Below are 26,496 nucleotides of genomic sequence, written 5' to 3' on the forward strand. Positions count from 1 at the left end.
GGTCCAGACCTCCGAGAACTGGGTAGGAGGGCGATCGTATTGTGAAAATTGTCCAACGGAGATCACCTACCGCGGCCCGTCGACCGAGGCCACCGCCCCACAGCTCGATGCCCTGCTGATCGGCGACCAACAGCGCGGAGACGATCACCGGCAGCTGCTCCAGGCGGGCGGCCAGTCCACCGACGTGGGTGAAGTCGAGTGGCCTAGCCGACGAGTGTCTGAATGCCGAGGGTGGTGATCAGGGCGAGACGCTCGGCGTCCTCGGTGCCGGGTTCGGCGGTGTAGACCATGATGCGCAGATCGCTGCCGGCCACGGTGAGGATGTCGCAGTCGAGGGTGACAGCGCCGACCTGCGGGTGATCGATGGTCTTGCGGGCGGCTTCGTGCTGGCCGGGGATGCCGGTGTCCCACAGCTCAGCGAACCTGTCACTGCGAATGAGCAGGTCAGCGACCAGCCGGCTGAGCCGCATGTCGGCCGGGTAACGGGCGGTGGCGGTACGCAGGTCGGCGACCAGGGCGCTCTGCAGGGCGTGCCGTGACCGTGGGGTGTGTCGTACGCGGTCGCTGGGGGCCAGGAAGTTGCGCCACACCCCGTTGCGCTGGTGGCCGTGCCACCCGGTCGGGTCGCCCATGAGGGCGGCGTAGGACGGGTTGGCCAGCAGGAGCGTCCACGCGGCATCGAAGACGGCGACAGGGGTGTGGGTCAGCCGGTCCAGTACGCGCTGCACACTGGGCGTGAGGTGGGCGGGCACGCTGTCAGGTCCCGGCGGCTGCAACCCGCCTAACTGAAAGAGGTGCGCGCGCTCCGGGCCGGACAGCCGCAGGGCTCGGGCAAGGGCTTCGACGACCTGTCGCGACGGGCTGGTGGCGCGGCCCTGCTCGAGTCGGGTGACGTAGTCGACGGAGATCCCGGCCAGTTGGGACACCTCTTCGCGTCGAAGCCCTGGGGTACGCCGCTGACCGCCGACGGGAAGTCCGGCGGCTTCCGGCGGAACCCGCTCGCGCCAGCGACGCAGTGCCTGCCCGAATTCCGTCGTTGCCACGACTACCAGTGTGCCCGCGCCGACTCCGGCCAGCCTGGTACCGGCGTTCCCAGGAAGACCAGACGTCTGGCTGCCCGCCCCGCCGTTTCGCAGGCTTGGGGCATGAGATCGCACGACAATCACACCGTGCTGGCGCGCATCGAGCGCAACGGCACCGAGCGATGACCGCGGCGGCCGACCAGGAAGAAGGAAGAACAGTGAGCAACCTCGCGCTCGTCACCGGCGCCACCTCCGGCATCGGCAGGGCCTTCGCCGAACGCCTGGCCGCCGGCGGCTTCGACCTGGTGATCGTGGGCCGGCGCGAGGACCGCCTTGAGGAGTTCGCCGCCGCGCACCCCGAGGTCACGGTCAGGACGGTGGCCGCCGACCTGTCCACGACCGCGGGCATCGACGCGGTCGCCGAGATCTGTGCCACCGAGCCGCTGACCATGCTCGTCAACAACGCAGGTGTCGCCCACTACATGCCCCTCGCCGAGCTCCCCGCCGACAAGGCTGCCGAGCTGGTCAACGTCAAGGTTCTCGCGCCCACCATGCTCACTCGCGCCGTGGTCGCGGGCATGCGGGAACGCGGAAACGGCACCATCATCAACGTGGCCGGCATGATCGCTTTCAGCGGTCCCGCCCCGCACTCCCAGATGCCCCGCCGCGCCGTCTACGGCGGAAGCCTGGCGTACCTCGTCGCCATCTCCCAGACCCTGAGCGCGGAGTTGGAGGGCACCGGGGTCACCGTGCAGGTCGTGTGCCCGGGTGTGGTGGCCACCGAGTTCCACGAGCGTCAGGGCCTGGACATGAGCAGGATGCCCCGGATGACGGCCGAGGACGTCGTCACCGCCAGCCTGCGTGGCCTGGAACTGGGGGAGACGGTCTGCGCCCCCGGTGTGGAGGACCCCGGCCTCCTTGACGCGGTCTTCCAGGCCGACCTCGCCGCGTTCGGTGCGCAGAGCTCCGAGTTGGCCACGCGGTACCGGACAGTCTGATTGCTCACTCGCAATGCCCGGGACTCCCGAAACTACGGCGAGCCGCAAGGTAGGGAATCGAGTACGACCAGGCGCTCGGGATTCTTCCGGGGCGTGTCGTCAGGTGGTGGTAGCCGGACCCGGTCCGGCGTCTGGCTCCGCCCGGTAGTCGAACCAGTCGAAGGCGGCTGTGCCCTCGGTGACGTACATGCCGATGACCCGGCCGGTGAAGCCCGCCGCGACCTCGGTCGACAGGTAGCGGCCGTCGAGGGCGGCGAGCACGGTGGGGCCGTCGCCGGCGTCGACCGTGAACGTGACCGTGTCAGGGCCTGCGGCCCGGATCCCGAGTGGCCCGGACCGCTGGGCGAACTGCTCGGCCGAGGTGACCGTGGGCGGGAGCGGGTTGGTCGACCGGGCGGTGATGGCCAAGTCCACCGGGCCGGCCGGTACGGCGCACACGGCGACGCTCTGGCGCAGCGGGCCGATGCGGGCCCACACCCGCGCCGTACCGTCGCAAACCTCCAGGTCGTAGTGGTGGGCCTCGTCGATCCGGACGGTCAGGCCGGCGCGGCCGGCGGTCTCCATCCGGACGCCGGCCCGGCAGTCGTGGTGCTGCTGGCGCCGCCCGACGATGGTGGCGCCCGGCCCGTCCAGCGTCGGGCCGAGGGCGGTGAGTGTGAGCCAGCCGGGCCTCTCGGTGAGCGACCAGCTCCCGTCCGGACGGCTGCGCGGGGAGATCCAGGACGGATCGAGCCGGTCGGCGTCGAAGTCGTCGCGGACGTCAAGCGCCACCGGTGCCGCGACGCCGGGTGGCATCGCCATCTCCTCGTCGACCGGCCCGATGACCGGCCAACCGTGTTCCCACCGCACGGGGGCGAGCATGGTCTCCCGTCCGAGCACGTGGAACGGCGGCCATTGTCCCTTGGGGCGGATGCCGAGCAGCACCATCCACCAGTTGCCGCTCGGATCGTCGACCAGGTCGGCGTGACCGGTGGCCTGGATAGGTCGCTGCAGGCCGCGGTGAGTGAGGATCGGGTTGTCCGGAGCCGGCTCGAACGGTCCTCGGACGCTGCGGGACCGGGCAACCGACACCGCGTGTCCGGTGTGCGTGCCGCCCTCGGAGAGCAACAGGTACCACCAGTCGCCGATCCGGTAGAGGTGCGGACTCTCCGGGTACTGGCCGCCGGTGCCGGACCACAGGGGGATCGGACCTTCGAACACCTCGCCGGTGGCCGGGTCTATGCGGTAGTTCGAGGTGCCGGCCAGGGTGAGCCAGCAGTTGTCGTCCTCGTCCCAGGTCAGCGACGGGTCGATGAGCGGGAGCTGGAGATAGACCGGCTCCGACCACGGCCCGGCCGGGTCGGTCGCGGTGACGATCAGGTGCCGCCAGATCCGAACGTTCGTGGTCACCATGTAGAAGATGCCGTTGTGGTGGCGGATGGTCGGCGCGAAGATGCCCCGCGACGCGTACGTGTCGACCGGCAGGTCGAGCTGGCTCGGCCGGTCCAACACGTTGCCGATCTGCCGCCAGGAGATCAAATTGCGGCTGTGGAAGATGGGTACGCCGGGAAAGTACTCGAAGCTCGAACAAACCAGGTAGTAGTCCTCACCGACCCGACAGACGCTGGGGTCCGGGAAGAAGCCGGGAATCACGGGATTGCGGAATGTCGTCCCAGGAGGCACGCGACGTGACTCTACCGGTGTGCCGGCCGGCCCCCAAGGACGCGAAAGACATCCCTGCACCGACTACACCCTCCGCAACTCGCGGATGAGTTCCTTCCGCTCCGCCTTCGCATCGATTCTGTCGACGAGCTGAACCAGCAGATCGACAGCAGCGTCCAGTAGGCGCTCAGGTCTTCAGGAGTCCGGGCCGCAGACCCGGGCGTGACGTCCTCCGAAACGCCGCCGGGCGTTGCCGCGCCGATATTACTGGTTTACCGATAAAAACAATCCAATAATCCACTGCCACAAAAGGGGCGCATCGGACGTGCATCATAATGACAGTTCTTGTGCGTAATGATTCAGCCTGGTGCGATGTAGCTGCCGTGGAGAGCGAAGGAGTTCGACGCCAGCACTGCGGCGACTCGGCGACGCAGCCATCGGCCAACGGGAGGCTGCCGTTGCGGCAGAGTGTGTACCGGCAGACGGTCGAGGCGTCTCACGAAGTCGACGGGTGCCTCGGCGCGGCCCGCGCCGCTTACAGCCAATGGTTTGCGATGGCGAGAACTGACGCGGTGGGCCACCGGGGACGCGAAGACGGTAGTCGACCGGTTGCTCGACGAGTCGCACAGCGACGGCCTGCGTCGCCGGGTTGCTAGTTATCTGGAGGCACTGCGGGGAACCGGACGAGGGCCGCCGTCGGATGACTGATTGTCAGTCGACGACCACGTCGCTCTCCTCGATGACCCCGCCGTCACTCGAGCGCCGAATCGTCGCGTTGTGCGCGTCGATCGTCGACCGCCGGAACCCCATCGTTCGTCGCCGCTTTCTCGACCTCGGATCCGTGGCCAGCCCGAACTCTGACATCGGAGATCCGTCCGCCGAGACTGGCCGACTGTGTGACGGTCATCCGGTGGGACCGCATCGACGAGCCGATGACTAACGCTAAGCCGATGGCGCTCCCGGTCAACCCGAGGAGGACCGCGAACGCGATCCAACTCCAGCTATCGGTCCAGACATTGACTACGACACCGAGCGCAACGATGACCAAGGTGCCGGCGCCCACGAGAAGGTTGGGCCTTGAGAAGGTGTTTTTGACCATGCGCACCGCCGATGCCGAAGACGCCTGCTCGAAAGGTATCAGCGTCTGTCGAGATGTCGCGATCAAGTCAGTGGCAGTGCCGCGCGGACCAGGCGGACCTCGGGTCCGCCCGGATCACGTCATCGCTGACAAGGGCTACAGCTCCAAGGCCATCCGGTCCGGCCTGCGACGGCGAGGAATCGGGCACACGATCCCTGAACGCGCCGACCAGCAGGCCAACCGCCGCCGACGCGGCAACCGCGGCGGCCGGCCACCGGTGTTCGACAAGCAGATCTACAAACAGTGCAACGTCGTCGAACGCTGCTTCAACCGGCTCAAGCAGTGCCGCAGCGTCGCGACCGCTACGACAAGACCGCGACCTCGTTCCAGGCCACCGTCACCAACGTCGCGCTACTCCAATGGCTCTGAACCTTTGACGACACGGCCTAGAGCTCGTAGTCCTGAGCCAACTCCTCCCAGCTAATGCTGCGGAGCGCAAGGTCGGCGTCCTCGCCGGACGGGGCATTCACGACGGCCTGGAACCAGACCACGATGAGGGCGGACCGGTGCAGCACAGGGTCGAGTTCGGGGGTAATCGCTGTCGAGCGGAAGGCGCCGATGCAGGCCACGGAAGGTAGCACCTCGACGGGGCCGAAGGCGCCGGCTGTCTGGTCCGGGTAGTCGCAGGAGGGTGGAACCAGGTGGACCGGCGTGGAGGGAAACGCACGTTCGGCCTGCTGCCGGAGACCGCTCACCTTCATGTCATTGATGGGCTTGCACGGGTAGCCCTCCAGCATCCCTGCGTAGGTCGAAGACATCCGCAGCTCGGTGAGCTCGATCGAACGTCCGGACGAGAGGACCAGGTGGCTCAGCGACATGCCGAAACCCTATGCGCACGATGCACTTACGAAACACGGCCTAGCCCGCGTGCCGCCCGTACGCGGCACGGGCGGCGGCGACCTCTGCGGCCTGACGCGAGCGCCACCTCTTCTGCGCCTCGTTGTTGCACACTCGGCAGACCTTGCGGTACCGACCGCTCGCGGGGTCGATCTCCCGCTCGTGCCCGTTGCGGCAGTGCGGCTGCTGCGTGCGGTTGCGGCAGTTGTCGGCGTGGCTCACCTGTCGCAGGTGGGTGGGCTCGATGCAGTCTGGGACGCCGCAGTGATGGTGCACGTCAAGGTCCGGATCGAAGTTGCCGACGAAGACGACGTAGGCCGCGATGTGCGCCCAAGCCCGACCGGCGACCTTCTGGTAAACGCCCCGCTGACTGCCGTAACCGCGCACTATCAGGCAGCCGTCGTCTCGACGGACCGAACGATCGAGGAGGTACGCGCGAAGGGTCTCCTCGGTGAAATGCCGGGTCAAGCCCTTCACCTGCGACAGCATCTCGTCAGGCTAGGCCACTGCCCTGACAACTGGGGATGGGCGAAGTCGACGCAGGTCAGGACGACGAGAATGCGCTGGACGGGACGACGCCGGGCTTGTAGCCTGCTGCGGAACGTGACCCTGCCCGAGGAGGTGAGACCCATGAACGTTGCAGCGATGTGGGTGCTCCCTCTCTCCGTCACGGTCGGGCGATTGACGTAGGTGTCGCCGGGAGCGCCTCGCCACTCCCGAAAGGCAACACCCATGCACTCTCGGCACCACACCACTTCGGCGTCGCCGGTCACCGGCATCGAACGCCAACCCCTGTTCGACGTGATCATCAGCGGCTGCGGACCGACCGGCGCGATGCTGGCCGCGGAGCTGCGGCTGCACGATGTCCGGGTTCTCGTCCTGGAGAAGGACACCGAGCCGACGTCGTTCGCCCGCATCGTCGGCCTGCACGTCCGTACCCTCGAGGTGATGGCGATGCGCGGGCTGCTGGAGCGCATCCGCGAGCGGGGTCGGCAGCGCCCCGCCGGCGGCTTCTTCGCCGCCATCGACAAACCGGCACCCGAGGACCTGGACACCGCGCACGCCTACCTGCTGGGCATCCCGCAACCGGTCATCGTCCACCTGCTCGAAGAGCACGCGATCGCCCTGGGTGCACAGGTTCGGCGCGGCGCCGCGGTGGTCGGTCTCACCCAGGACGAGGACGGGGTGACGGTCGAGCTGGCCGACGGGGAGCAGCTGAGGACGCGGTACCTCGTCGGCTGCGACGGCGGGCGCAGTACGGTGCGCAAACTGCTCGGCGTCGGTTTCCCGGGCGAGCCCTCGCGGACCGAGACGCTGATGGGCGAGGTGATGCTGACGGCGTCGCCAGAGGAGGTCGCGGCCCGGGTGGCCGCCGTCGGCCAGACGCACCGCCCGTTCTGGGTGCGGCCCTTCGGCGGGCAGGTGTACAGCGTCGTGGTTCCCGCCGGGGACGTCAGTGATCGCACCCGACCGCCCACTTTGGAGGATTTCCGCACACGGTTGCGGGCGGTTGCCGGGACCGACCTCGGCGTGCACTCCCCGCGCTGGTTGTCGCGGTTCGGCGATGCCACCCGCCTGGCCGAGCGGTACCGGGTGGGGCGGGTGCTGCTGGCCGGCGACGCGGCGCACATCCATCCACCCATCGGTGGGCAGGGCCTCAACCTGGGCGTTCAGGACGCGTTCAACCTCGGCTGGAAGCTGGCCGCGCAGGTCCGGGGCTGGGCGCCGGATACCCTGCTGGACAGTTACCAGGTGGAGCGTCGGCCGGTCGCCGAGGAGGTGCTGGACAACACCCGCGCCCAGACGGAGTTGCTGTCGCCCGAACCCGGCCCGCAGGCGGTGCGCCGGCTGCTCACCGAGCTGATGGACTTCGACGTGGTGAACCGCCGCCTGATCGAGAAGATCACCGGCATCGACATCTGGTACGACTTCGGCCCGGGCCCGGATCTGCTCGGCCGCCGCCTGCGCGACATCGCGGTCACGCCGGGAACCCTCTACGAGATGATGCACGGCGGCCGTGGGTTGCTCCTGGACCGGACCGGACGGTTGACCGTGGGCGGCTGGTCGGACCGGGTCGACCACCTCGCCGACCCCACTGCCGCCGTGGACGCTCCGGGCCTGCTGCTGCGCCCGGATGGCCACGTCGCCTGGATCGGCGACAGCCAGCGGGACCTGGACGAACAGCTCGCCCGTTGGTTCGGCAGCCCCACCGGCTGACCGGCGGTGTCCGCCGGCCCGGGCATCTGCCGCCGGGCCGGCGGACGGGGCCGGCGCGGGTCAGGCCGACCCGTGGGTGGGCAGGTCGAGGAGTTCACGGGCGCCCTGACGCAACAGGGCCGCGGCGACGGACGTCCCGAGGGTGATCGGATCGGCGGCCCACTCGTGCACGTCGAGCACGGTCTTGCCGTCGAGACTGATGACCCTCGCCCGCAGGCCGAGGCGACCGTCGGGCTCGGTGCGCGCTAACGCGGCGATCGGCGAGTGGCAGTTGCCCTGGAGGATGTGCAGCATGGTCCGCTCGGCCATGGTCTCGCGCCAGGTGCGCGGGTCGTTGAGGCTCGCGGCCAGGTCACGGGTGCGGGTGTCGTCGTCGCGGCACTGCAGGACCAGGGTGCCGGAGCCGACCGCCGGGATCATCGCGTCGACGTCGATCGGGTGGGTGATCCGGTCGGCCTGGCCGATCCGTTGCAGACCGGAGACCGCGAGCAGGAGCGCGTCGTAGGCCTCACCGGCGTCGAGTTTGGCCAGCCGGCTGTTCGCGTTGCCACGGATGGCCACCGGAACCAGGTCCGGCCAGTGCAGGGCCAGTTGCGCGACCCGCCGTACGGCGGAGGTGCCGACCCGGGTGCCGGCGGGCAGCTGCTCGATGCGCAGGCCGCCCGGGTGTACGAGGCAGTCCCGGACGTCGTCGCGGGCGAGGTAGGCGGCCAGCACCGTGCCCGCCGGCGCCGGTCGGTCACCGGGTACGTCCTTGACGCAGTGCACGGCCAGGTCGACGTCCCCGCTCAGCAGGGCGGCGTCCACCTCCTTGGTGAACGCCCCCTTGCCGCCCAGCGCGGCCAGGTCGCCGAGCCACCGGTCTCCGCTGGTCGACATCGACCGCACCTCGACGGTGACGTCGGGGTGCCGGTCGGCGAGCATCGCGCGGACCCGTTCGGCCTGGGCCAGCGCCATCGGGGAGTTGCGGGTGCCGATGCGCAGCAGGCGGGAGTCGGACATACCGGCCAGAGTAGACCGTCGCACACGCGCATCGACGTCCAGGCCAGCGCGTCGGACCTTTCGTACCTCAGACCGGCGTGAACCCTTCCGCCGCCTGCGGGTCTCCGAAGAGGGTGATCGTCGCGATCCCTCCCTCGGTGACCGTCAGCACCGCTACGCCGAAGAGTTCACCCCGGAACCATGCCACCGCCGCGGGTTGGGCATTCGCCTCGGTCGCCACCATCCTCCAGTCTCCTGCGGCTCCCATCGCCGGCGTCGCGAAGGCCAGGCACGCCTCCCGGCCGGCGTAGGAGGTCGGCGAGCCGACCGGTTCGATGGCCGCGTCGGCGCGCAACACCTCCCGGAAGGCGGCGGCGTCGGATGCCTCCCAGGCGGCCATGTACCGGGCGAGCAGGTCCCGGGCTCGGGGAGAGGTCGCGTCCAGCACGTCGTCGCGGGTCGGAGCGGCCTCGGCGAGGCGTACCCGTGCCCGCTGCAGTGCGCTCTTCACCGCCGGCACCGACATGTCGAGTGCCGCACCGGTTTCGGCGGCGGAGAAAGCCAGCACCTCCCGCAGCAGCAGAACCGCGCGTTGCCGGGGCGCGAGGTGCTGCAACCCGGCCACGAACGCGAGCCGTACGCTCTCGCGTGCGGTGACCAGGTCCAGCGGGTCCGTCGGGAACGGTTCCACCCACACAGCCCCGAGGTCGTCGGGCCTGACGTCGGAGGCGAGCGCGCGCCGCCCGCGGCCTTCGATCGCGGTCAGGCACACGTTCGTCGTGATCCGGTAGAGCCAGGTGCGCACCGACGAACGCTGCTCGAACGTCTCCCAGCCGCGCAGCGCCCGCACGTAGGTGTCCTGCACGACGTCCTCGGCCTCGTGATAGGCGCCCAGCATCCGGTACGCGTGGGCGAACAAGCCCCGGCGCTCCGCCTCGAAGGTGTCGGTCAGAATCCCAGCTTCGGGCGTACCCATGCGGCCAACCTCCTGATCGCCTCGTCGGCGACCGGTGCGCGCCCGGCGGCCATCTGGAACGTGTGCGGCTGCCCGTCGAAGACGTCCAGCCGGGCGTCGGTGAGGTTCGCGAGTCGCTCACTGTCGCCCCGACCACTCTCGTCGCCACCGCACTGCACGTAGGTGTCGGGCAGCGTGGACAGGTCGGCGTGGAACGCGTTGACGTCCGGGGCCAGCCCGTTCGCGCCCTCGGGCAGGTACTGCCGGATGAGACCCTGCACCATCGGTCGGGTGAAGAAGACATCGGTGGCCGCGTTCTCCTCGTAGGAGGTCGCGGTCTGCGCCGGGTCCATGTCGATCCAGGGAGACAGCAACAGCAGCGCGGCCGCGCCGGGCACCCGAAGCGCGACCTGCACGGCGAGACCGCCGCCGCAGGAGTCACCGGCCAGCGCGACCGTCCGGGCGCGCGCCATCGCCCACCGGTACGCGGTGACGGCGTCCTCGGTCTGCGCCGGGTGCCGGAACTCCGGCGCCCGCCGGTAGCTGGTGAGCAGCACCCGTACGCCGGCCGCCTTCGCGAGGTGCCCGTACATCTTCCGATGCGTGTAGAGCGACCCGCTGACGAAACCGCCGCCGTGCAGCGCGACGATCACCCGGTCCGGGCCGACGCCGTGCGGGACGAGCCACATCGCCGGCACCCCGTCCGCCGACACCTCCATGTAGTCCAGGCCGCGTGGCTCGGCCGTCACGTCACCCCACTGGTCGTCCTCGCCCATGTCTCCGTCGGCCCAACGGGCGTACATCGCTCTGATCGCGTCCATGCCGGTACCGACCGCGGACGTGGTCGAAAGGAATCGGTCGACCCTAGGATCGGCTGGTGTCCGCTCCGACCTTCCCGATCCATACGGCGCGACTCACGCTGCGTCCGGTCCGGCCGGACGACCTCGACGACGTGTACGCGTACCAGCGCAGGCCCGACGTGACGCGGTGGATGCGCGGTGCCGGGCCGCGTACCCGGGAGCAGTCGCGGGCGTCGGTGCTCGCCATGACCGGTGAGGACGCGCTGCGCGTGGAGGGTGACTGCCTCACGGTGGCAGTGGTGGAGCAGGCCGGGGTGATCGGGCACGTGGAGTTGGTGTGGCGCAGCGAGGCCGACCGGACGGCTGAACTCGGGTTCGTCGTCCACCCGGACCACGGCGGTCGTGGGTTGGCCACCGAGGCCGCCGCGGCGTTGGTGGACTGGGGTTTCACCGAGTTCGGGCTGCATCGTGTCTACGGTCGGTGCCACGCGCGCAACGACGCTTCCGCTCGTCTGATGAGGCGGCTCGGCATGCGTCAGGAGGCGCGCCACGTGGCGAGTTACCTGTTCGAGGGGGAGTGGGCCGACCAGTTGGTCTTCGCGGTCCTGGACGACGAATGGCGGTCCCGGGAGCCGGGTTGATCCCCACGTGGCCCTTCGGCGGTCGATAGATTGACCACCATGTCATCTGTGGACACGCTCGACGGGTGGGAGTCGCTGTCGCCGGAGGTGCGGGAGCGACTGGCGGCGGCGGACCTGCCGGACGCCCTGCGCCTCGACGAGTACGACCTGTTCCTGCTCGGCCCGGATCTCATCGAGCGCAACGGGATGCTCCGATTCGGGTACGGCACCGACGCGTGGGGCGGCGAATTCTGTCTCGATCTGGGCACGGGCGCGGTGTACGTCCTCGACCACAACGGGTCGCAGACGTTCGTGAACTCGTCGATCGAGGTGTACGCCCGGTCGCTTCGCCTGGTCGCCGGTCTCGCGCCCGCGATCGTCGGTGGCGACCCGGACAAGTGGGAGGACGCCAAGGACGAGATGCAGCGTGTCATCGCGGAGTGGGACGAGCCGGCGATGGCCTCGGACAACTACTGGGACGCCCTCTCGTGGGACATCGCTACCGGTAACTACGCCGACCAATCGGACCTTTAGCCCCTTCTCCGAAATGTCGGTCGGGGTCACCTCCTTGACATTGACCGCCTAGCATCCCTCGGGTCCGTGCGACATTGACGTACGGACATGTCCGGACTCGCCTGTGACAAGCGGGTCAACACACCATCACCCGTGTCGCCGCTCGATCTTCGTCGTGCGTTGGGGGGCCATTCGTGGCATGGGTGCGAAGGGGGACAGCGAATCTGATGGGCAATGTCATCAAGGAACGTTCGCGGATCGCGGTGCTGACGCGACTCGCGGCGGTCCTGGTCCTGATCTGGTCGGTGATCGGCATCGCGCCGGCCGCCGCACACGCCGGACCGCAGGCCGCCGCGCCGTGGCCGATCATCGATGCGCGGTGTGCGCCGATCACGCCGGAGGGCCTGGTCGGGTACGGGTGCCACAAGCTGGGCGTGTACCTACAGGAGGCGCGACTGGACCTCCGGTACAACCGGCCGGCGAAGACCACCGACAAGTTGTACACGAACGTCCGGGGCAATTACGCGATCGCCCAACTGCAGGACGGCAAGTACATCATCGGCTACAGCGATGGTGCGAAGCACGCCGAGATCCGGCTGATCGAGCAGATGCAGGGTAAGGCCCCGCGCATCGAGTTCGACCCGAAGACCGGCAAGGTGTCGTACCAGCCGGCCAAGGCGTCGCCGATCAAGGAGGGCTACTCCGAGATCGAACCCTGTAAGAAGACCTGTGACCCGGCGCTGAGGAACGCCAACGTCCGGGACAAGTTCACCTACAGCTACCGCTGGAACGGCAACCCGGGTGAGGACGAGAAGGCTCTGCGGGACCGGACCAACAACCGCAACACGGGCGCGAAGCAGGTAGCGGTCCAGACGCTTCTCAACGAGACGAAGAAGTCGGGGCCGATCCTGCCCAAGACGCCGGAGGAGTTGGCCAAGGGCAGCGCGGTCAGCAAGGCGGTCGGCAAGCAGTTGGGGCCGGTCCGGCCGGGTGGCATCGACTTCTCGTCGGTCCAGCTGCGATACGTCACCGACGGTGGCGGATCGACAGGTGACACGTACTCGTTCGAGACGGCCACCACCCCGGGCCAGGAGTCGAAGGACGGCACCCTCCAGATCTACGACGCCGACGAGGCGCTGAGCACCTGGATGACCGTGGAGTCGGCGCGGTTCTGGGTGAACCTGAACCCGAGTCAGCCGGACAAGGTGATCGACGAGTACCTCGGTCGTACCGCGGTCGGTCGCGTCATGCTCGACGCCGACCTGGAGTTGAAGCGGGCCTGGACCCGCTTGCAGGACCCGAAGACGGCGCTGGGTCTGGAGTACTGGAACCGGATGACCGGCCTCGACGGGGCCTGCATCCGGCAGTGGATCGTCCCGAAGACCGCGACGATCCGCGAGGACGGCAACCGCCTCTACATCCTCGACGCGCCGCTGGAGGTGAAGGCCGAGGCGTTCGACTTCACGATCCCGGGCGACCCGAACTTCACCTGCCCGGCCAACCCGGAGCCGTCGATGGCCGTCTACCGGGATCTGCTGCTGCCCGAGTTGAACGAGGCCGTCAACGAGGCGCCCGGGTTCAAGGACCTGCGCCGTGTCTACATCAGCCGGGTGGCCGCCGAGTGGTACCGGGCGCGGATGGCCGCCGACGGCCGCGCGGCCGAGGCCGGCATCGACAGCAACGACGTCAGCACCCTGGAGCGGGAGGACGACTGGACCCCGACGGACGTCTTCAACCAGTACGTGAAGGAGATCAACGCCACCACGTACGAGCTGCCGAACGGCGTGAAGGTGACAGCGGGCGGCGTCGACTTCACCCAACCGGTGAAGACGGCCAAGCTCAATGACACCACGTTCAAGGAACAGCACGCGACACTGCCGGCCACCGTCGACAAGTCGCTCACGGCGGTCACCACGTCGTCCGACGAGAAGCAGGCCTATCTGGGCGGCACCGACGAGATTCCCGACTTCGTGGGCCTGAACCAGGGGTCTCCGCGGCCGGGTGGCGGCGGGGACGGTGGGGGAGGTGGCGGCCTGCCGATCACCGGTGCGTCCATCTTCACGATCGCGGCGGCCGGCGTCCTGCTGGTGCTGATCGGCGTGGTGGCCCTGTGGCACACCCGCCGGATCCGGTGGGTCGTCAAGAAGTAGGTCACGTGGTCCCGCCGCGCTCCCTCCGAGGGTGTGGCGGGACCACAGTGTCTCCCCAGGTCGGCAACCAGACCTCGGCATCGGGTATCCGTGTCCGCGTGTGCCCGGAGTCGAGGTGCTCGCGAAGCGCGCCGAGCGCGGGATGCCTGTTGTCGGCGCGCCAGATCAGCGACAGGGGATAGATCGGCGCCGGCCCGCGTACGGGAATCCGCCGCAGGTCGTAGCTGTCCGGCCACAGGTACCGCGTGCGTTCACCGGCCAACGTCGCCAGGTGTGGGGAGTCGGCGATCTCGGCCAACAGGGCCTCGTTTCCGAAGACCGGGCCGACGAGGTCGATGGTCAGGCCGAACGCGGCGGCGAGTTCGTCGTAGTAGTCGGCCCATTCGCTGCCGGGAGCCATACCGGGCATCCAGATCCGGTGCGCGGCGAGGTCGGCGGGCGTGACCACTCCGGCGTTGGCGAGCGCGTGGCGCGGCCCGACGAGGATCTCGTGGTGCTCGTCGATCACACGGGCGACTCTGATCGCGTCCGGCAGGTGCCGCGCGGGCACGGGCACGGCGTGGAAGGACGCGTCGACCGCTCCCGCCTCGACGGCGGCTGTCGCGGCGTGCACGTCGGCGTCGAGGGTGACCACGTCCAACTCGACGCGTGGGTGCGCGCGGTGGAAGTCCTGGAGCACCACAGCCGACGCGATCCGTCGGCTGTGCACGTCGACGCGTAGGGCACGCCGGCCTGGGCGTACTGACGCGTCGGCGCGCGCCGCGACCCGGATCAGCTCACGGGCGTGGGGCAGGAACGTCTGACCGTCGATGGTGAGGTGGACGCCACGCGGGGTGCGGTTGAACAGGCGTACCCCGAGGTCCTTCTCCAGGGCGGCGATGCGCTTGGACACGGCCTGCTGGGTGATCGCGAGCGCGGCGGCGGCGTCCTGGAACTGGCCGGCGTCGGCGGCGACGACGAAGGTACGCACGGCGTCGAGATCCACGGCGTGAACCCTACCCACACAACGTTCGGTTGTGGCTGGCCGCTGCTTCGGTTGTTTGATCAGTGTTCAGTGCTTTGCTTTGCTCGCGTCGGTCAACAAAGAGTTGTCCGGAAGCGGGGTGGGCGTGGCCGCGAGACGTTCCCTCGGGCGGCGGTTCGGCTGGTTGTGGGCGGCGTACGCGGTCAGCGCGTACGGTTCCGGGTTCGGTTTCGGCGCTCTGCCGCTGATCGCCGTGCTGGTGGTGGACGCCAGCCCCGCCCAGGTGTCCGCGTTGGCCGCGGTGGGCCCGGCGGTGGGCGCGCTGGTCGCGGTGCCGCTCGGGCCATGGGTGGAGTTTCGCCGCAAGCGGCCGGTGCTGATCGCGATGGACCTCATCCGGTTCGCCGCCCTGCTGACGATCCCCGTCGCGTACGCCCTCGGCCGGGTCAGCTTCGCGCAGTTGCTGGTCGTCTCGGCCGTCGTCGCCACCGCCAGGATCGCCTTCGGAGCGGCCAGTGGCGCCTACCTCAAGGTCCTCGTCCGGCCGGACGACCTGCTCTCGGCCAACGCGCGGTTCGAGTCGACGACGTGGAGCGCCATCGCGCTCGGGCCGCCGCTGGGCGGCGCGGCGGTCGGTGTGTTCGGGCCGGTCACCAGCATCGGCGCGGACGCTCTCAGCTATCTGCTGTCCGCGCTGGGGATCACGGCGATCCGGGGGCGGGAGGAACGTCCGGAGCGAGGCGGCGGACGCCAGGGCCGGGCCGGTGCGGTGCTGGACGGTTGGCGGCACCTGTTCACCCACCGAGGTCTGCGGGCGCTCTACCTCAACCAGTTGCTCGTCAACGGACTGATCATGGCCACCGAGCCACTGCTGGCCGTACTCCTGCTCGGTGACCTCGGATTCCCGCCCTGGCAGTACGGTCTCGCCTTCGCCGTGCCCTGCCTGGGCGGACTCGTCGGCTCACGCCTGGCCCGTCGGGTCGTGGCGCGCTACGGCCACCACCGGGTCCTGCGTACCGTCGGGACGGTGCGCGCGGTCTGGCTGATCGGCCTGGCGTTCGTCCAGCCCGGCGTCGCCGGACTCGCGACGGTGATCGCCGTCGAGTTCGCGATCATCCTCAGCATGAGTCTGTACAACCCGGTTCTCGCCACGTACCGGCTGGAGCAGACGCCCCGAGATCGCACCGTCCGTACGCTCACCGCCTGGTCGATCGGCAGCAGCGCCGCCATCGCCGTCCTCAGCGCCCTCGGCGGACTGCTCGCCGAGGCCACCAGTCCTCGCACGGGCATCGCGGTCGCGGGACTGCTGATCCTCGCCAGCCCGTTGTTGCTTCCCCGCCGAGCGGCCGTCGACCCGGTGGCCGATCGTGAGGTGCTGGCCTCGACGTCGTCCTGACCCGAGCGCCCGGCCCGCACGTCGCCGTGGTGGTCGACCGCCACTGCGGCGTGTGGGCCGGGCGGTTGCTCAGCTCTGGCGGCCGAGCCACTCCCGGTAGGCGGTGGGAGCGATGACCGCGCCGGCGGGGGCGATGAGGACGTCACCGGGGACGGCGGCGAACATGCCGGCGCTGTCGGTGGTGACGGTGCGCTGGTCACCGCGGGCGGCCAGGGTGATCCGGCCCAGCTCGTCGAGGGCGAAGACGTCGGGGCCGGCGACGTTGCGGATGCCCTGCAGGGGCGCGCCCATGCTGACGTCGGCGACGGCCTGCGCCACGTCGGCGGCGGCCATGGGCTGCACCGGGGTGTCGGGCAGGCGGACGGTGGTGTCGTCGGCGGTCCAGGACAGGATCGCCTCGACGAACTCGAAGAACTGGGTGGCGCGCACGATCGAGTACGGCACGGGGCCGGCCTTGAGGATGTCCTCCTGGAGGACCTTGGCGCGGTAGTAGGCCAGGTCGGGCACCTGGTCGACGCCGACGATGGAGAGCACCACCGCGTGCCCGACGCCCGCGCTGCCGGCGGCGGCCAGGAGGTTGTCCATGGTCGTCTGGAAGAAGGCGGGGGAGGCGTCGTCGAAGGTCGGCGAGTTCGTCAGGTTGACGACGACGTCGGCGCCGGTGAGCGCCTCGGTCAGGCCCTGCCCGGTGAGCAGGTCCACCCCGGTGGACAGCGAGTGCGGCACCGCCTCGTGCCCGGCGGATTGCAAGATCTTGACGACCTGCGACCCGATGAGGCCGGTCCCACCCAGTACGGCGATCTTCACGGTCATGCACCTCTCTGGGAGTGTGTGGTCCTTTGTCCGGCTCACCAGCCGCCAAACTCGGACCTCTTATGTCCGAGAACTATACTCGGACAGAGCGAGTCCGAGTAGCGGGGTGACTAGGGTGACGTCATGAAGATGTCCGGCGGGGTCGAGTGGGCGCTGCACTGCTGCGTGGTCCTCACGGCCAGCAACACGCCCGTCCCGGCGGCCAAGCTGGCGGAGCTGCACGACGTGTCCAGCAGCTATCTGGCCAAGCAGCTCCAGTCCCTCGCCCGTGCCGGGCTGATCCACTCCGTCCAGGGCAAGTCTGGTGGTTACGTCCTCACCCGCGCCCCGGAGAGCGTCACGCTGCTCGACGTGGTGCGTGCCGTCGACGGGCCGGGGCCCAGCTTCGTCTGCACCGAGATCCGCCAGCGTGGCCCGTTCGCGACCCCGGCCGACGCCTGCACCACCCCGTGCCCGGTCGCCCGGGCCATGTGGGCAGCCGAGGACGCCTGGCGGCAGGCGCTCGCCGCCGTCACGATCGCCGACCTGGCCCGCGACGTCGACAGCGACTCCGGCCCTGAGGCACTGGCCGGCATCCAGACCTGGCTCACCAGCGGAGCCGGCTGAGCCTGCCCGACCGGCGGAGCCGGCTGAGCACTGTCACCCGGTGTGGCGTACCTCGGTGTCCCAGATCTGCGCCCACGGACGCCGCAGCCCCCGGCACACGTGGATCGGGCCGCCGTTCTCGTCGTTGTCCACCTCGACGCGCTGCTCCACCCACCCGGCCTGCGTGCACGACTCGAACCAGGAGTTCAACCGACCGGGACCGTCCCAGCCGACGGCGATCACCACGTCCGCGTCGGCGGGTGGCCGACCGAAGTCGACCATGCTGTTGTGCCCGGAGTAGGCGCGGGGCAGGTCACGGGCCGGACCGTAGCGGGCCAACGCGCCCGCCTCACCGTAGTTGGCGGTCAGGACGACAGCCCGCGAACGTTCCTCGGGAGACAGGCCACGATGGACGGCGGCGATCGAGTCGGCGAACGCCGGCCAACCGATCGTCTCGCCCGCGTCGTAGTTGACGTCGACCACGAAACCGGGCAACCGATCGGCCGGCAGCACCGGCAGCAACAGCACGATGTTGGGCAGCAGGAACGGCACCACACCCAGCACGAGCAGCCCTCGCCGCAGCCGGACCGACCCACGCGACGCCCACGCGGCGGTGACCACCGCGCCGGCCGCGGTGAGGACCAGCAGCAACGGCGCGTCGTAGTAGCCCTTGCCGCCGGCGATCAGCACGATGCCGACCACCACCAACCAGGCCCAGCCCACCGCGCGGTACGCCCGCCACGCCGGCCGCCGCAGCAGGGCGACGAACCCCGCGATCCAGATCGGCACGGCGTACGGGCTGATGATGACGAACTGGAGGATGAACGCGTCGAGGCGGCCACTGTAGGAGCTGTCCCCGTCGGCGATGGAGGCGGCCACCCCGAGCTGCGGAAAGCCGTGCGCCGCCTGCCAGATCAGGTTCGGTGCGGCCAGCAGGGCGGCGACCGCGGCGGCGGTGAGCACCCAGCGATCCCGCAGCAGCCGACGTGGCCCGGCGATGAGCACCCCGGCGACCAGCCCCACGGCCAGCAACGCCGGCAGCACCTTGCTGAGCATGCCCACCCCGAGCGCCAGCCCGATGCCGAGTGCCCAGCGGCTGTCACCGGTGCGCAGCAACCGCACCGCGCACCATGCCGCGACCAGCCACACCAGCAGGTCGACGGTGGTGGTGCTGAGCAGGTGACCGCTGGCGAGCACGATGCCGGACAGCGCGGCGAGCACCGCCGCGAAGACCTGTGCGCCCCGACCGCCGCCCACCTCGCGGGCGATCGCGGCGACCAGCAGCACCGCAGCGCCGGCCAACACCGCCGACGGGGTACGCAGCACGACCAGGTTGCCCGGCGCGATCGTGTCGAGCAGCCGGGCCAGTGCCGGGACCAGCGGGCCCTGGTCGACGTAACCCCAGTCGAGGTGACGGCCGGCGAGCAGGAAGTACAGCTCGTCGCGGTGGTAGCCGTACCGGCCGGCGAGCAGCAGCAGCGTCACAGTGGTGGCGGCGGCCACCAGCCACGGACCGCGCGTGGGCGCGCCGGGCTCGGGTGGCGTCGCCGACGGCGGCGGCTGGGTGGGCCGGTGCGGTCGGTCGACATCGATCGCGGGCTCGCTCACACGCTCATGATGACCGGAGGCGTCGCCGCGTGGGTGCCCGTGCCGGGGTTCGGGGTCGTCCGTGTGCGGGTGGTGGGGACGAGTGCGAAGATCAGCTTTGTCACTCGGACCGAAAGGACGATATGCGCTATCGCAATCTGGGCGCCACCGGCACTGTGGTGTCGAACCTGTGTCTGGGCACGATGACCTTCGGCGCGGAGACCGACGAGGCGGGCAGCTTCGCCCAACTGGACCGGTTCGTCGAGGCCGGCGGCACCTTCATCGACACCGCCGACGTCTACTCCCGCGGTGTCTCCGAGGAGATCGTCGGCCGTTGGCTGCGGGCGCGGCCCGAGGTTCGGGACCGTCTCGTCATCGCCACCAAGGGGCGTTTCCCGATGGGTCCGGGCGCCAACGACGCCGGCCTGTCCCGGGTGCACCTCACCCGCGCCCTGGACGCCAGCCTGCGCCGACTCGGCGTCGAGGCCGTCGACCTGTACCAGGCGCACGCCTGGGATCCGCTGACCCCGCTGCCGGAGACCCTGCGGTTCTTCGACGACGCGGTCCGCGCCGGCAAGATCCGCTACGCGGGCGTCAGCAACTTCACCGGGTGGCAGTTGCAGAAGGCGGCCCTGCTCACCCAGCACCTCAACCTCACTCCGATCGTGACCGTGCAACCGCAGTACAACCTGCTGGCCAGGGAGATCGAGTTCGAGGTGGTGCCGGTCTGCGAGAACGAGGGCATCGGCATCCTGCCGTGGTCACCGCTGGGCGGCGGCTGGCTGACCGGCAAGTACCAGCGCGACAGCGCACCCACCGGCGCGACCCGGCTCGGTGAGAACCCGGAGCGGGGCGTCGAGGCGTACGCGGGACGCAACGCCGAGGAGCGCACCTGGCGGGTGCTCGACGCGGTCCGCGAGATCGCCGGACAACGCGGCGTGTCCATGTCGGCGGTGTCGCTGGCCTGGCTGGCGGCCCGGTCGGCGGTCACGTCGGTGATCCTCGGCGCGCGTACCACCGAGCAGCTCGACGACAACCTGACCGCCGCCGACCTGGATCTCGACGCCGAGCAGATGCGGTTGCTCGACGAGGCGAGCGCGCCGCCGGTGGGCGACTACCCGTACGGCAGCGCGGGTGTGCGGCAGCGCGGCCGTGACCTGCCGAGCGCGTCATGACGTCGTTTCCCGAGCCCACCGCCCCGGCCGGCAGCCGCACCGAGGTTTTCCTGCGCTACCTGGACTACTTCCGGGAGTCCATGGTGGCCAAGGTGTCGGCGCTGGACGAGTCGGAACTGCGCAGCAGCCGGCTGCCGTCCGGGTGGACCCCGCTGGAGTTGCTCACCCACCTGCGGCACGTTGAGTTGCGCTGGATCGAGTGGGGCTTCCAGGGCCGCGACGTGGCCGAGCCGTGGGGTGACCGCCGCGACGACCGCTGGTACGTCGCCCCGGACGTGACCCGGGAGGACCTGGTGGCGGCGCTGCGGGCGCAGGGCGCGCACACCAGCGCGGTCGTGACGGCGCACGACCTGGCGGAGATCGGTGCCCCGGGCCCGCGTTGGAACGGCGCGGACCCGGCGTCGCTGGAGCGGGTGCTGTTCCACCTGGTCCAGGAGTACGCCCGACACCTCGGTCACCTCGACGTGGTCGCCGAACTCGCGGGCGGCCCGACCGGCGAGTGAGGGTGCACCGGCTGGTGACCGGCGCTCAGTAGGGGCAGGTGCGCTTGTCGCGCACCATCTGCGCGTACTCGGCGCCGGTGATGCGCAGCCGTTCGGTCTTGGTACCGTCCTTGGTCCGGCATTCGTAGATCGGGCTGAGGTAGACCCAGGTGTAGGCCGAAGGGTCGGCCCGGCCGGTCACCTCGAACGGCTTGTCGCCGGGCGCCGAGATCACCATCGTTTGGCGCTGTCCGTCGGCGAGGTAGTCCAACTCCAGCCGCCATCGGCAGTGCTGTTTGGCAGTGAGCGCGCGTACCTGAATGACGTTCTTCTCACCCTTGGGCAGAGTGATCTTGTGGGTGGCGAAGAACGGCTCGCCCGCATCCTCACCACCGAAATCCTCGACGAGCATCCGGGGATTCGGCCGATCCACGTGCGTCACCAGGACGACCTTCTCGGAGGCGCCCTGGGATTCGTTGGGCTCCAGGATCCCGCCGACCGGGGCGCGACAGGGCTCGACCAGGACGGGCCGCAGGTCGACGGCTTCGACGGCTTCGTCGCGGGTGCCGACGAGAGTGATCTCCCAGGTGCTCCGGTCGATGTCGAGCGCGCCAGCCTCGGCGGCCGGATCCTTCGGCCGCGCGGCGTCCAGGCGAGCCAGGTCGGCATCGGCGGGGTAGGCGTAGGCGCCTGGGCCCTCGTCCGGGTAGGGGATGTGCCGCACGTCGAGGACGACGAGTGGGCCCCGGCCGGCCAGTTCCTCGGCCAACTCGTTCGCGGGCCTCCACTGATTGATCATGCCGAGGATGACGGCGCCGATCCAGGTGCCGACGGCACCGACCACGATCGTCAGCAGCCAGGTGACGGGACGTTTCCACAGGGCGAGGGGTGCCGGCGCGGGCGGCGACCCCGGAGTGGGGGCCCTACGGCGGCGCGGTCGTCTGTCACGTGGGCTCATGAACCGGCGTCTCCTGCGTGGCGATGGACGTGTCGGTGGGGCGACCGCCGCCTGAAGGGCGATCTTCAGGTGCGCGGAGGAGTCGGCGGGCCAGCAACACCAGCAGGCTGACCAGCCCGCCCCAGGCCGCGCCGAAGCGCATCGCGGAGGTCAGCTCGGCATCCAGGGACTTCCAGGGCGCGCACCCGGTGGGGATGTCCATGATCGCGCAGTGAACAACCACGTTCGAGGTCGCGATCAGCGCGGAGGCCGCGATCGTCACACCCCAGCAGACGACGACGAGACCGAGGCGGTGCCCGGAACTCGGCAGGCCGGCGAGCACCGCCCACAGCAGGAGCCACAGCACCAGCAACAGGGCGACGGCGAGCACCGACCGGTTGGTCCACACGTCCATCGACAGGGGATTCGGGTCGATCTCGTGCGTCAACCGATACACCGGGTCGTCGTGGACGCGCGGTGGTGGTGACAGAGCGGGCCGGTACAGGAACTGCCGGAGCAGCGCCAGGTAACCGCGCCCCGAATAGCTGTGCCACATCGCCTGGGTGCCGTTGATCAGCATCAGCACCAGCACCGGAAGGACGCCGGCCAGGGCAAGGTTCGCGCCGCGCCAGCGCACGTCGCCGATCAGCGGTACGCGGACTCCGGGCTCGATGTCCTCGTCCTCGTCGTCGTCCTCAACTGCTTCGTCGCCCTCGGCCTGTTCGTCGTCGGTGTTCTCCAGCCAGTCCCTCAGTTCCATCGCCAGGCTGGCGCTCACCACCAGGCCCGCGTTCGTCAGTGCCACCAGAAAGCCTAGGAAGAGGGCGTCGGACGTCCAGCCGGCCAGCGACAGATGCGCGCTGGCGAGGAGCGTGGAGTGGTCCAGCGCCTCGTTGGCGTACCAGCCGGTGGTGGTGAAGCGGATCCGGAACACCAGGGTGGCCCACCAGAGCAGATCCCCGAGGGCGGTGGCGGTGAGGGCGGCGGCCGCACCGGTCGCCGCCACCATGATCGGGGCCGTGCGCCGGGTGACGAGGCCACACGCCAGGTACATCGTCACCCCGACCAGCAGGATCACGACCCAACGCAGCACCGACGTCGCCGACTCCATGATGGGAGCGGTCATGGAGTTGAGGGGGGCGAAGAAGAGTCTCCCCTTCGTGACGAGCGTCAGGGGGTCGACGGCGGTCCGCGTGACGGTGAACGGTTCCGGCATGGCCCGCACCCTGGCGTTGACCACCAGATACAGGGCGATGGGACCCACCATCGAGAGCGCGGCGACGAATATCCTGAATGGCCGGCTCATCCGGTCGGCCGCAACCGGAGGTGGATCGATCGTCACGCCTCAGTCTCTCGCATCGCGCCGCCGCGGATGAGCCCGTGGGACCGGGCTGGCCCGGTCGTCTGAGGCGCTGGCCCGATAATGGGGCGATGCCGCTGCTCGTCGCACCCGCCCTGTCCGTCGGAAGCCTCGGTGCCCAGGCGCAACCAGACCTTCCGGTACGCCCCGGGCTGGCGCTGCGGCCGTGGCGCGTCGACGACGCCACGGCCGTACGGGCCGCCTTCGGCTGTCCCGACATCCAGCGGTGGCACGTCCTGCGTCTGGACGATGACGACGAGGCGCGGGCGTGGACGACGCAGTGGGAAGGCCGTTGGCGCGACGAGACGGCCGCGAGCTGGGCGATCGTCGGCGACGACGACCTGCCGGTCGGTCAGGTGGGGTTGCGGGGCGTGCTGTTGGCCGAGGCGTCGGCACACGTGTCGTACTGGTTGGCGCCTGCGGCGCGCGGTCGGGGGATCGCCACCGCGGTGCTGCTCGCTATGAGCCGGTGGAGCTTCACGCGGGCGGGATTGCACCGGCTGGCGTTGGAACACTCCACTGCCAATGCGGCGTCGTGCCGGGTGGCCACGCGGGCCGGTTTCACAGTGGAGGGCGTGGCCCGGGGGTCGGTCCGCCACGCCGACGGCTGGCACGACATGCACGTGCACGCACGGCTGGCCTAGCGGGCCGTGACCCGCGCGGTGGTCCGACGCCGAACGGGTGCGGCTTGCCGCTGTACGCCCGCGCGCATCACGAACAGTTCACGCCGCGCCACCGCTTCGCCCTTCGCGTTCAGCTGGTACGCGTCGAGCCAGAGCCAACCGTCGTAGGTGTACCGGTCGGGTATCTCGCGGATGACGCGGACCACGATCGGTTTCCGGAACTGCACGCTCGCGGCGTCGGTCAGGAGGACCACGTCCCCGGCCCTGAACGTCTCCTGCGTGTCCGGCACCGGTCTTCCCTCTGCTCGGCGTCTGGGAAGGGGCCGCTTCCGGGAGTGCTCGCCCATCGGAAGCGGCCCCGCGAACGCGCCCGCCGGGTCGAATCCCTGCCGGCCGCGCCGCCTGATACCGCACTTTGCCGGTAGTTGCTGGACAAGCACACAGCGTTACGTTATGTCTTCATCGCAGCCGCTTTGCACCAGGAGAGGACGGCATGAACCACGCCTTTGTCGCAGCGCTCGCCGCAGCGGGTCACACCGCCGAGAGCCTCGCCGACCGGATCGGGGTGCACCCGAAGACCGTCGCCCGATGGGCGAACCCGGGGCACGTTCCACAGAGTCGGCACCGGGCGACCGTCGCCGACCTCCTTGCCAAGGACATCGACGCGCTGTGGCCGGACGCGGGCCATCGCCGTGAGCCGGTGTGGTTCCGGCCGTGGGTCGATCTCGAACGCGAGGCGGTGACGCTGCGATCGTTCGAGTTGGCGTGGGTGCCCGGGTTGTTGCAGACCGAGGCGTACGCGCGGGCGACCCTGGCCGGCGGAATGCTGGCGGCGGAGGCGATCGACGAGTTCACCGAGGCGCGCCTCTGCCGGCAGGCGATCCTCGCCCCGGGAGAGGGCGGACCCCTGCTGGTGGCCGTGCTGGACGAGGGGGTGCTGCGACGGCGCGTCGGCGACGACCGCGCCCTGATGGCCACGCAACTCGCGCGCCTGGTCGGGCACGCCGAAGCGGGCACGGTCCAGTTGCACATCGTCCCGGCGGACGCGCCCAGCTACCCCGGGCTCGACGGGCCGTTCACCATCGCGGACATGCCGGACGGTTCCCGGGTCGCGCACGTCGACAGCGCGGCCCAGGCGCAGATCCTGGACCAGCCATCGGACCTTGTTAATCTGGAGCGACGGTGGGAGCGGATTCGCGGAGAGGCACTGCCCCGAGGGCGTTCCCTGGCACTCCTCAGAGAAGCGGCAGCAGCATGGACATGACCGGCGCGCGGTGGCGGAAGAGCACGAGGAGTGGCGGCAACGGCGGCAACTGTGTCGAGGTCGCCGACAACCTGCCGGGTGTGGTCCTGGTGCGGGACACGAAGGATCGCGAGGGCGCGACGTTGGCCTTCAGCCCCGCGTCGTGGCGGTGCTTCGTCGCGCTGGCACGCGACGTCGCCTGACCTCGTCAGCGGACGCCGGCAGGTTCGGCCGGTTGCGGTTGCGGGGTCGCCGGCCAGGTGAGTCGGCGTACGCCGGGCACGAGTGACGTGCCCGCGCAGGAGACGAGGACCAGCAGCCCGGCGACGGCCAGGGGCACCGGCGCGCCGAACGCGTCGGCGGCCAACGGCGCCAGCGCGTAGCCCAACGGCATGGCGCCCAACGACACCAGCCAGTCGTACGAGGTGACGCGGGCCAGGACCTCGGGCGGAAACTGGTGCTGCACGACGGTCTCCCAGACCGGGTTGAGGTAGCCGAGGGCGGTCAGCGCCACGGCGTACGCGGCGATCACCGCGGGGGCGGGCGCGGCGACGGCCAGCAGGAACAGCGGCGCGGCGTAGCAGGCCAGCCCGAGGTTGGCCAGCAGCACCGGCCGGCGTAGCCGGACCCGGCCGGCCAGCAACGATCCGGTGAGCATCCCGATCGCACCGGCCTGCAACAGCACCACCCACGTCGTCTCGCCGCCGAGGCGGTCGATGGCGACCGCCGGCCCGAGGGTCATCAGCACGGCGGCGGCGCCGTTCCACACGCCGTGCCCGATCAGGCTGGTCCAGAACCAGTCCCGGGCGCGGACCTCACCGAAGCCGTGCCGCAGGTCGGCGAGGACGGAGCGGCGGGGTACCGGCACGTGGCGGACCCGCACCACCATGAGCAGCGCGGCGCTGAGCGCGAACGACGCGCCGTCCAGGATGAACGCCCAGCCGGGCCCGGCTGCCCAGATCAGCGCGCCGGCCAGCGCGGGGCCGGCGAGGCGGCTGGTGTTGGCGGTGATGCCCATCAGGGCGTTGGCCTGCTGCCGGTCGGCCGGCTCGACGGTGCCGGCGACCAGCGGCGACGCGGTCGGAATGGCGAACGCCGAGGCGACGCCGCCGAGCGCGGACGCCACGACGACGGTGCTCAGCGACGGGTCGCCGCCGAGCAGTTCCACGCCGACTGCCAGTTGGGTGGCGCAGCGGACCAGGTCGGCCAGCAGGGCGACCCGACGGGCGTCGAACCGGTCGGCGACGACGCCGCCGAGCGGCAGCAGGAGCAGACGGGGAACCATCGCCGCGGCCAGGACGACGGCCAGCGCGCCGGTGGAACCGGTGGCCCGGAGGATGGCCAGGGCCAGGGCTGCGGGCACCACCGCGTCGCCGAGGGCCGAGACGGTACGACCCAGGAACAGCAGCCGGAAGGAGTGGTCGCGCAGAGGATGAGCCATGACCAGAAGGTACTTCGA

28 protein-coding genes and 1 pseudogene are annotated in these 26,496 nt (G+C 70.2%); 14 read left to right on the top strand and 15 right to left on the bottom strand.

What is annotated here, in order from left to right; genetic code table 11:
• Nucleotides 1–203: 203 nt before the first annotated feature.
• Complete coding sequence (locus tag O3438_RS05230; protein ID WP_269678843.1) at nt 204–1,043, bottom strand: helix-turn-helix transcriptional regulator; 840 nt, start codon at nt 1,041–1,043, stop codon at nt 204–206.
• Nucleotides 1,044–1,240: 197 nt separating this feature from the next.
• On the opposite strand from O3438_RS05230, the gene O3438_RS05235 reads away from it, so the two are divergent.
• Nucleotides 1,241–2,020, top strand: coding sequence for an SDR family NAD(P)-dependent oxidoreductase (locus O3438_RS05235; protein WP_269678844.1), 780 nt, complete (start codon nt 1,241–1,243; stop codon nt 2,018–2,020).
• Nucleotides 2,021–2,119: 99 nt separating this feature from the next.
• Here O3438_RS05235 and O3438_RS05240 read toward each other — a convergent pair whose 3' ends face one another.
• Nucleotides 2,120–3,682: a glycoside hydrolase family 43 protein gene (locus tag O3438_RS05240; protein ID WP_269678845.1), complete on the bottom strand. Its 1,563-nt coding sequence runs from the start codon at nt 3,680–3,682 to the stop codon at nt 2,120–2,122.
• A 730-nt stretch (nt 3,683–4,412) separates the two neighbouring features.
• Nucleotides 4,413–4,826 (bottom strand): hypothetical protein, encoded by a 414-nt coding sequence (locus O3438_RS05245; protein ID WP_269678846.1) that lies wholly within the window; start codon nt 4,824–4,826, stop codon nt 4,413–4,415.
• On the opposite strand from O3438_RS05245, the pseudogene O3438_RS34305 reads away from it, so the two are divergent.
• Nucleotides 4,759–5,031: pseudogene (locus O3438_RS34305) on the top strand (hypothetical protein); the annotation flags it as partial. The gene O3438_RS05245 and the pseudogene O3438_RS34305 overlap by 68 nt on opposite strands.
• Before the next feature lie 11 nt (nt 5,032–5,042).
• Entirely contained in the window at nt 5,043–5,168 is a 126-nt protein-coding gene (locus O3438_RS05250) for a hypothetical protein (RefSeq protein ID WP_269678847.1), read from the top strand.
• 17 nt (nt 5,169–5,185) lie between these two features.
• Here O3438_RS05250 and O3438_RS05255 read toward each other — a convergent pair whose 3' ends face one another.
• Together O3438_RS05255 and O3438_RS05260 are read right to left on the bottom strand one after the other, a co-directional pair.
• On the bottom strand, nt 5,186–5,617 hold the full coding sequence (locus tag O3438_RS05255; RefSeq protein ID WP_269678848.1) for a hypothetical protein: 432 nt from the start codon (nt 5,615–5,617) through the stop codon (nt 5,186–5,188).
• Between the two features lie 40 nt (nt 5,618–5,657).
• A complete protein-coding gene (locus tag O3438_RS05260) occupies nt 5,658–6,125 on the bottom strand; it encodes an HNH endonuclease (RefSeq protein WP_269678849.1) in 468 nt (155 codons plus the stop codon).
• A gap of 303 nt (nt 6,126–6,428) precedes the next feature.
• On the opposite strand from O3438_RS05260, the gene rox reads away from it, so the two are divergent.
• Nucleotides 6,429–7,853: a rifampin monooxygenase gene (gene rox / locus O3438_RS05265; RefSeq protein ID WP_269683573.1), complete on the top strand. Its 1,425-nt coding sequence runs from the start codon at nt 6,429–6,431 to the stop codon at nt 7,851–7,853.
• A gap of 60 nt (nt 7,854–7,913) precedes the next feature.
• On the opposite strand, the gene hemC is transcribed toward rox, so the two are convergent.
• The 3 genes from hemC to O3438_RS05280 all read right to left on the bottom strand — a co-directional run bounded on the left by hemC (nt 7,914) and on the right by O3438_RS05280 (nt 10,610).
• Complete coding sequence (gene hemC / locus O3438_RS05270; RefSeq protein WP_269678850.1) at nt 7,914–8,855, bottom strand: hydroxymethylbilane synthase; 942 nt, start codon at nt 8,853–8,855, stop codon at nt 7,914–7,916.
• A gap of 67 nt (nt 8,856–8,922) precedes the next feature.
• Nucleotides 8,923–9,810 carry an RNA polymerase subunit sigma-70 gene (locus O3438_RS05275; RefSeq protein ID WP_269678851.1) on the bottom strand — a complete coding sequence of 296 codons (888 nt, stop codon included), beginning with the start codon at nt 9,808–9,810 and terminating at the stop codon, nt 8,923–8,925.
• Nucleotides 9,783–10,610 (bottom strand): alpha/beta hydrolase fold domain-containing protein, encoded by an 828-nt coding sequence (locus tag O3438_RS05280; protein ID WP_269678852.1) that lies wholly within the window; start codon nt 10,608–10,610, stop codon nt 9,783–9,785. Before O3438_RS05280 ends, O3438_RS05275 begins: the two co-directional genes overlap by 28 nt.
• A gap of 56 nt (nt 10,611–10,666) precedes the next feature.
• Here O3438_RS05280 and O3438_RS05285 point away from each other — a divergent pair, with 56 nt between their 5' ends.
• From O3438_RS05285 to O3438_RS05295, 3 genes are all read left to right on the top strand, one after another.
• Nucleotides 10,667–11,230 carry a GNAT family N-acetyltransferase gene (locus O3438_RS05285; protein ID WP_269678853.1) on the top strand — a complete coding sequence of 188 codons (564 nt, stop codon included), beginning with the start codon at nt 10,667–10,669 and terminating at the stop codon, nt 11,228–11,230.
• 39 nt (nt 11,231–11,269) lie between these two features.
• Entirely contained in the window at nt 11,270–11,743 is a 474-nt protein-coding gene (locus O3438_RS05290) for an SUKH-4 family immunity protein (protein ID WP_269678854.1), read from the top strand.
• Nucleotides 11,744–11,949: 206 nt separating this feature from the next.
• Nucleotides 11,950–13,872, top strand: coding sequence for a hypothetical protein (locus O3438_RS05295; RefSeq protein WP_269678855.1), 1,923 nt, complete (start codon nt 11,950–11,952; stop codon nt 13,870–13,872).
• Nucleotide 13,873: 1 nt separating this feature from the next.
• On the opposite strand, the gene O3438_RS05300 is transcribed toward O3438_RS05295, so the two are convergent.
• Nucleotides 13,874–14,857 (bottom strand): LysR family transcriptional regulator, encoded by a 984-nt coding sequence (locus O3438_RS05300; protein WP_269678856.1) that lies wholly within the window; start codon nt 14,855–14,857, stop codon nt 13,874–13,876.
• A gap of 124 nt (nt 14,858–14,981) precedes the next feature.
• Between O3438_RS05300 and O3438_RS05305 the strand changes: the two genes are divergently transcribed.
• Complete coding sequence (locus O3438_RS05305; RefSeq protein WP_269678857.1) at nt 14,982–16,232, top strand: MFS transporter; 1,251 nt, start codon at nt 14,982–14,984, stop codon at nt 16,230–16,232.
• 69 nt (nt 16,233–16,301) lie between these two features.
• On the opposite strand, the gene O3438_RS05310 is transcribed toward O3438_RS05305, so the two are convergent.
• The gene (locus O3438_RS05310) at nt 16,302–17,045 is read right to left on the bottom strand and encodes an SDR family oxidoreductase (protein ID WP_269678858.1); all 744 of its coding nucleotides are present in this window, start codon (nt 17,043–17,045) and stop codon (nt 16,302–16,304) included.
• Nucleotides 17,046–17,168: 123 nt separating this feature from the next.
• Here O3438_RS05310 and O3438_RS05315 point away from each other — a divergent pair, with 123 nt between their 5' ends.
• A complete protein-coding gene (locus tag O3438_RS05315) occupies nt 17,169–17,651 on the top strand; it encodes an RrF2 family transcriptional regulator (protein ID WP_269678859.1) in 483 nt (160 codons plus the stop codon).
• 33 nt (nt 17,652–17,684) lie between these two features.
• On the opposite strand, the gene O3438_RS05320 is transcribed toward O3438_RS05315, so the two are convergent.
• A complete protein-coding gene (locus O3438_RS05320; protein WP_269678860.1) occupies nt 17,685–19,238 on the bottom strand; it encodes an ArnT family glycosyltransferase in 1,554 nt (517 codons plus the stop codon).
• 122 nt (nt 19,239–19,360) lie between these two features.
• On the opposite strand from O3438_RS05320, the gene O3438_RS05325 reads away from it, so the two are divergent.
• Together O3438_RS05325 and O3438_RS05330 are read left to right on the top strand one after the other, a co-directional pair.
• Nucleotides 19,361–20,392 carry an aldo/keto reductase gene (locus O3438_RS05325; RefSeq protein ID WP_269678861.1) on the top strand — a complete coding sequence of 344 codons (1,032 nt, stop codon included), beginning with the start codon at nt 19,361–19,363 and terminating at the stop codon, nt 20,390–20,392.
• Entirely contained in the window at nt 20,389–20,895 is a 507-nt protein-coding gene (locus O3438_RS05330; RefSeq protein ID WP_269678862.1) for a mycothiol transferase, read from the top strand. Before O3438_RS05325 ends, O3438_RS05330 begins: the two co-directional genes overlap by 4 nt.
• A gap of 25 nt (nt 20,896–20,920) precedes the next feature.
• On the opposite strand, the gene O3438_RS05335 is transcribed toward O3438_RS05330, so the two are convergent.
• Both O3438_RS05335 and O3438_RS05340 read right to left on the bottom strand, forming a co-directional pair.
• Complete coding sequence (locus tag O3438_RS05335) at nt 20,921–21,832, bottom strand: hypothetical protein (protein ID WP_269678863.1); 912 nt, start codon at nt 21,830–21,832, stop codon at nt 20,921–20,923.
• On the bottom strand, nt 21,819–23,117 hold the full coding sequence (locus O3438_RS05340) for a hypothetical protein (protein ID WP_269678864.1): 1,299 nt from the start codon (nt 23,115–23,117) through the stop codon (nt 21,819–21,821). The genes O3438_RS05335 and O3438_RS05340 overlap by 14 nt, the downstream gene beginning before the upstream one ends.
• 125 nt (nt 23,118–23,242) lie before the next feature.
• Here O3438_RS05340 and O3438_RS05345 point away from each other — a divergent pair, with 125 nt between their 5' ends.
• Complete coding sequence (locus O3438_RS05345; protein ID WP_269678865.1) at nt 23,243–23,815, top strand: GNAT family N-acetyltransferase; 573 nt, start codon at nt 23,243–23,245, stop codon at nt 23,813–23,815.
• Here O3438_RS05345 and O3438_RS05350 read toward each other — a convergent pair.
• Nucleotides 23,812–24,084 carry a hypothetical protein gene (locus O3438_RS05350; protein WP_269678866.1) on the bottom strand — a complete coding sequence of 91 codons (273 nt, stop codon included), beginning with the start codon at nt 24,082–24,084 and terminating at the stop codon, nt 23,812–23,814. The genes O3438_RS05345 and O3438_RS05350 overlap by 4 nt on opposite strands.
• A 203-nt stretch (nt 24,085–24,287) precedes the next feature.
• On the opposite strand from O3438_RS05350, the gene O3438_RS05355 reads away from it, so the two are divergent.
• Together O3438_RS05355 and O3438_RS05360 are read left to right on the top strand one after the other, a co-directional pair.
• A complete protein-coding gene (locus O3438_RS05355; RefSeq protein ID WP_269678867.1) occupies nt 24,288–25,058 on the top strand; it encodes a DUF5753 domain-containing protein in 771 nt (256 codons plus the stop codon).
• On the top strand, nt 25,049–25,240 hold the full coding sequence (locus O3438_RS05360) for a DUF397 domain-containing protein (protein ID WP_269678868.1): 192 nt from the start codon (nt 25,049–25,051) through the stop codon (nt 25,238–25,240). The genes O3438_RS05355 and O3438_RS05360 overlap by 10 nt, the downstream gene beginning before the upstream one ends.
• 5 nt (nt 25,241–25,245) lie before the next feature.
• Here O3438_RS05360 and O3438_RS05365 read toward each other — a convergent pair whose 3' ends face one another.
• Nucleotides 25,246–26,478 carry an MFS transporter gene (locus tag O3438_RS05365; protein WP_269678869.1) on the bottom strand — a complete coding sequence of 411 codons (1,233 nt, stop codon included), beginning with the start codon at nt 26,476–26,478 and terminating at the stop codon, nt 25,246–25,248.
• Nucleotides 26,479–26,496 lie beyond the last annotated feature (18 nt).

This window comes from Micromonospora sp. WMMC250, from assembly GCF_027460215.1.
Classification (GTDB): Bacteria; Actinomycetota; Actinomycetes; order Mycobacteriales; family Micromonosporaceae; genus Micromonospora; species Micromonospora taraxaci.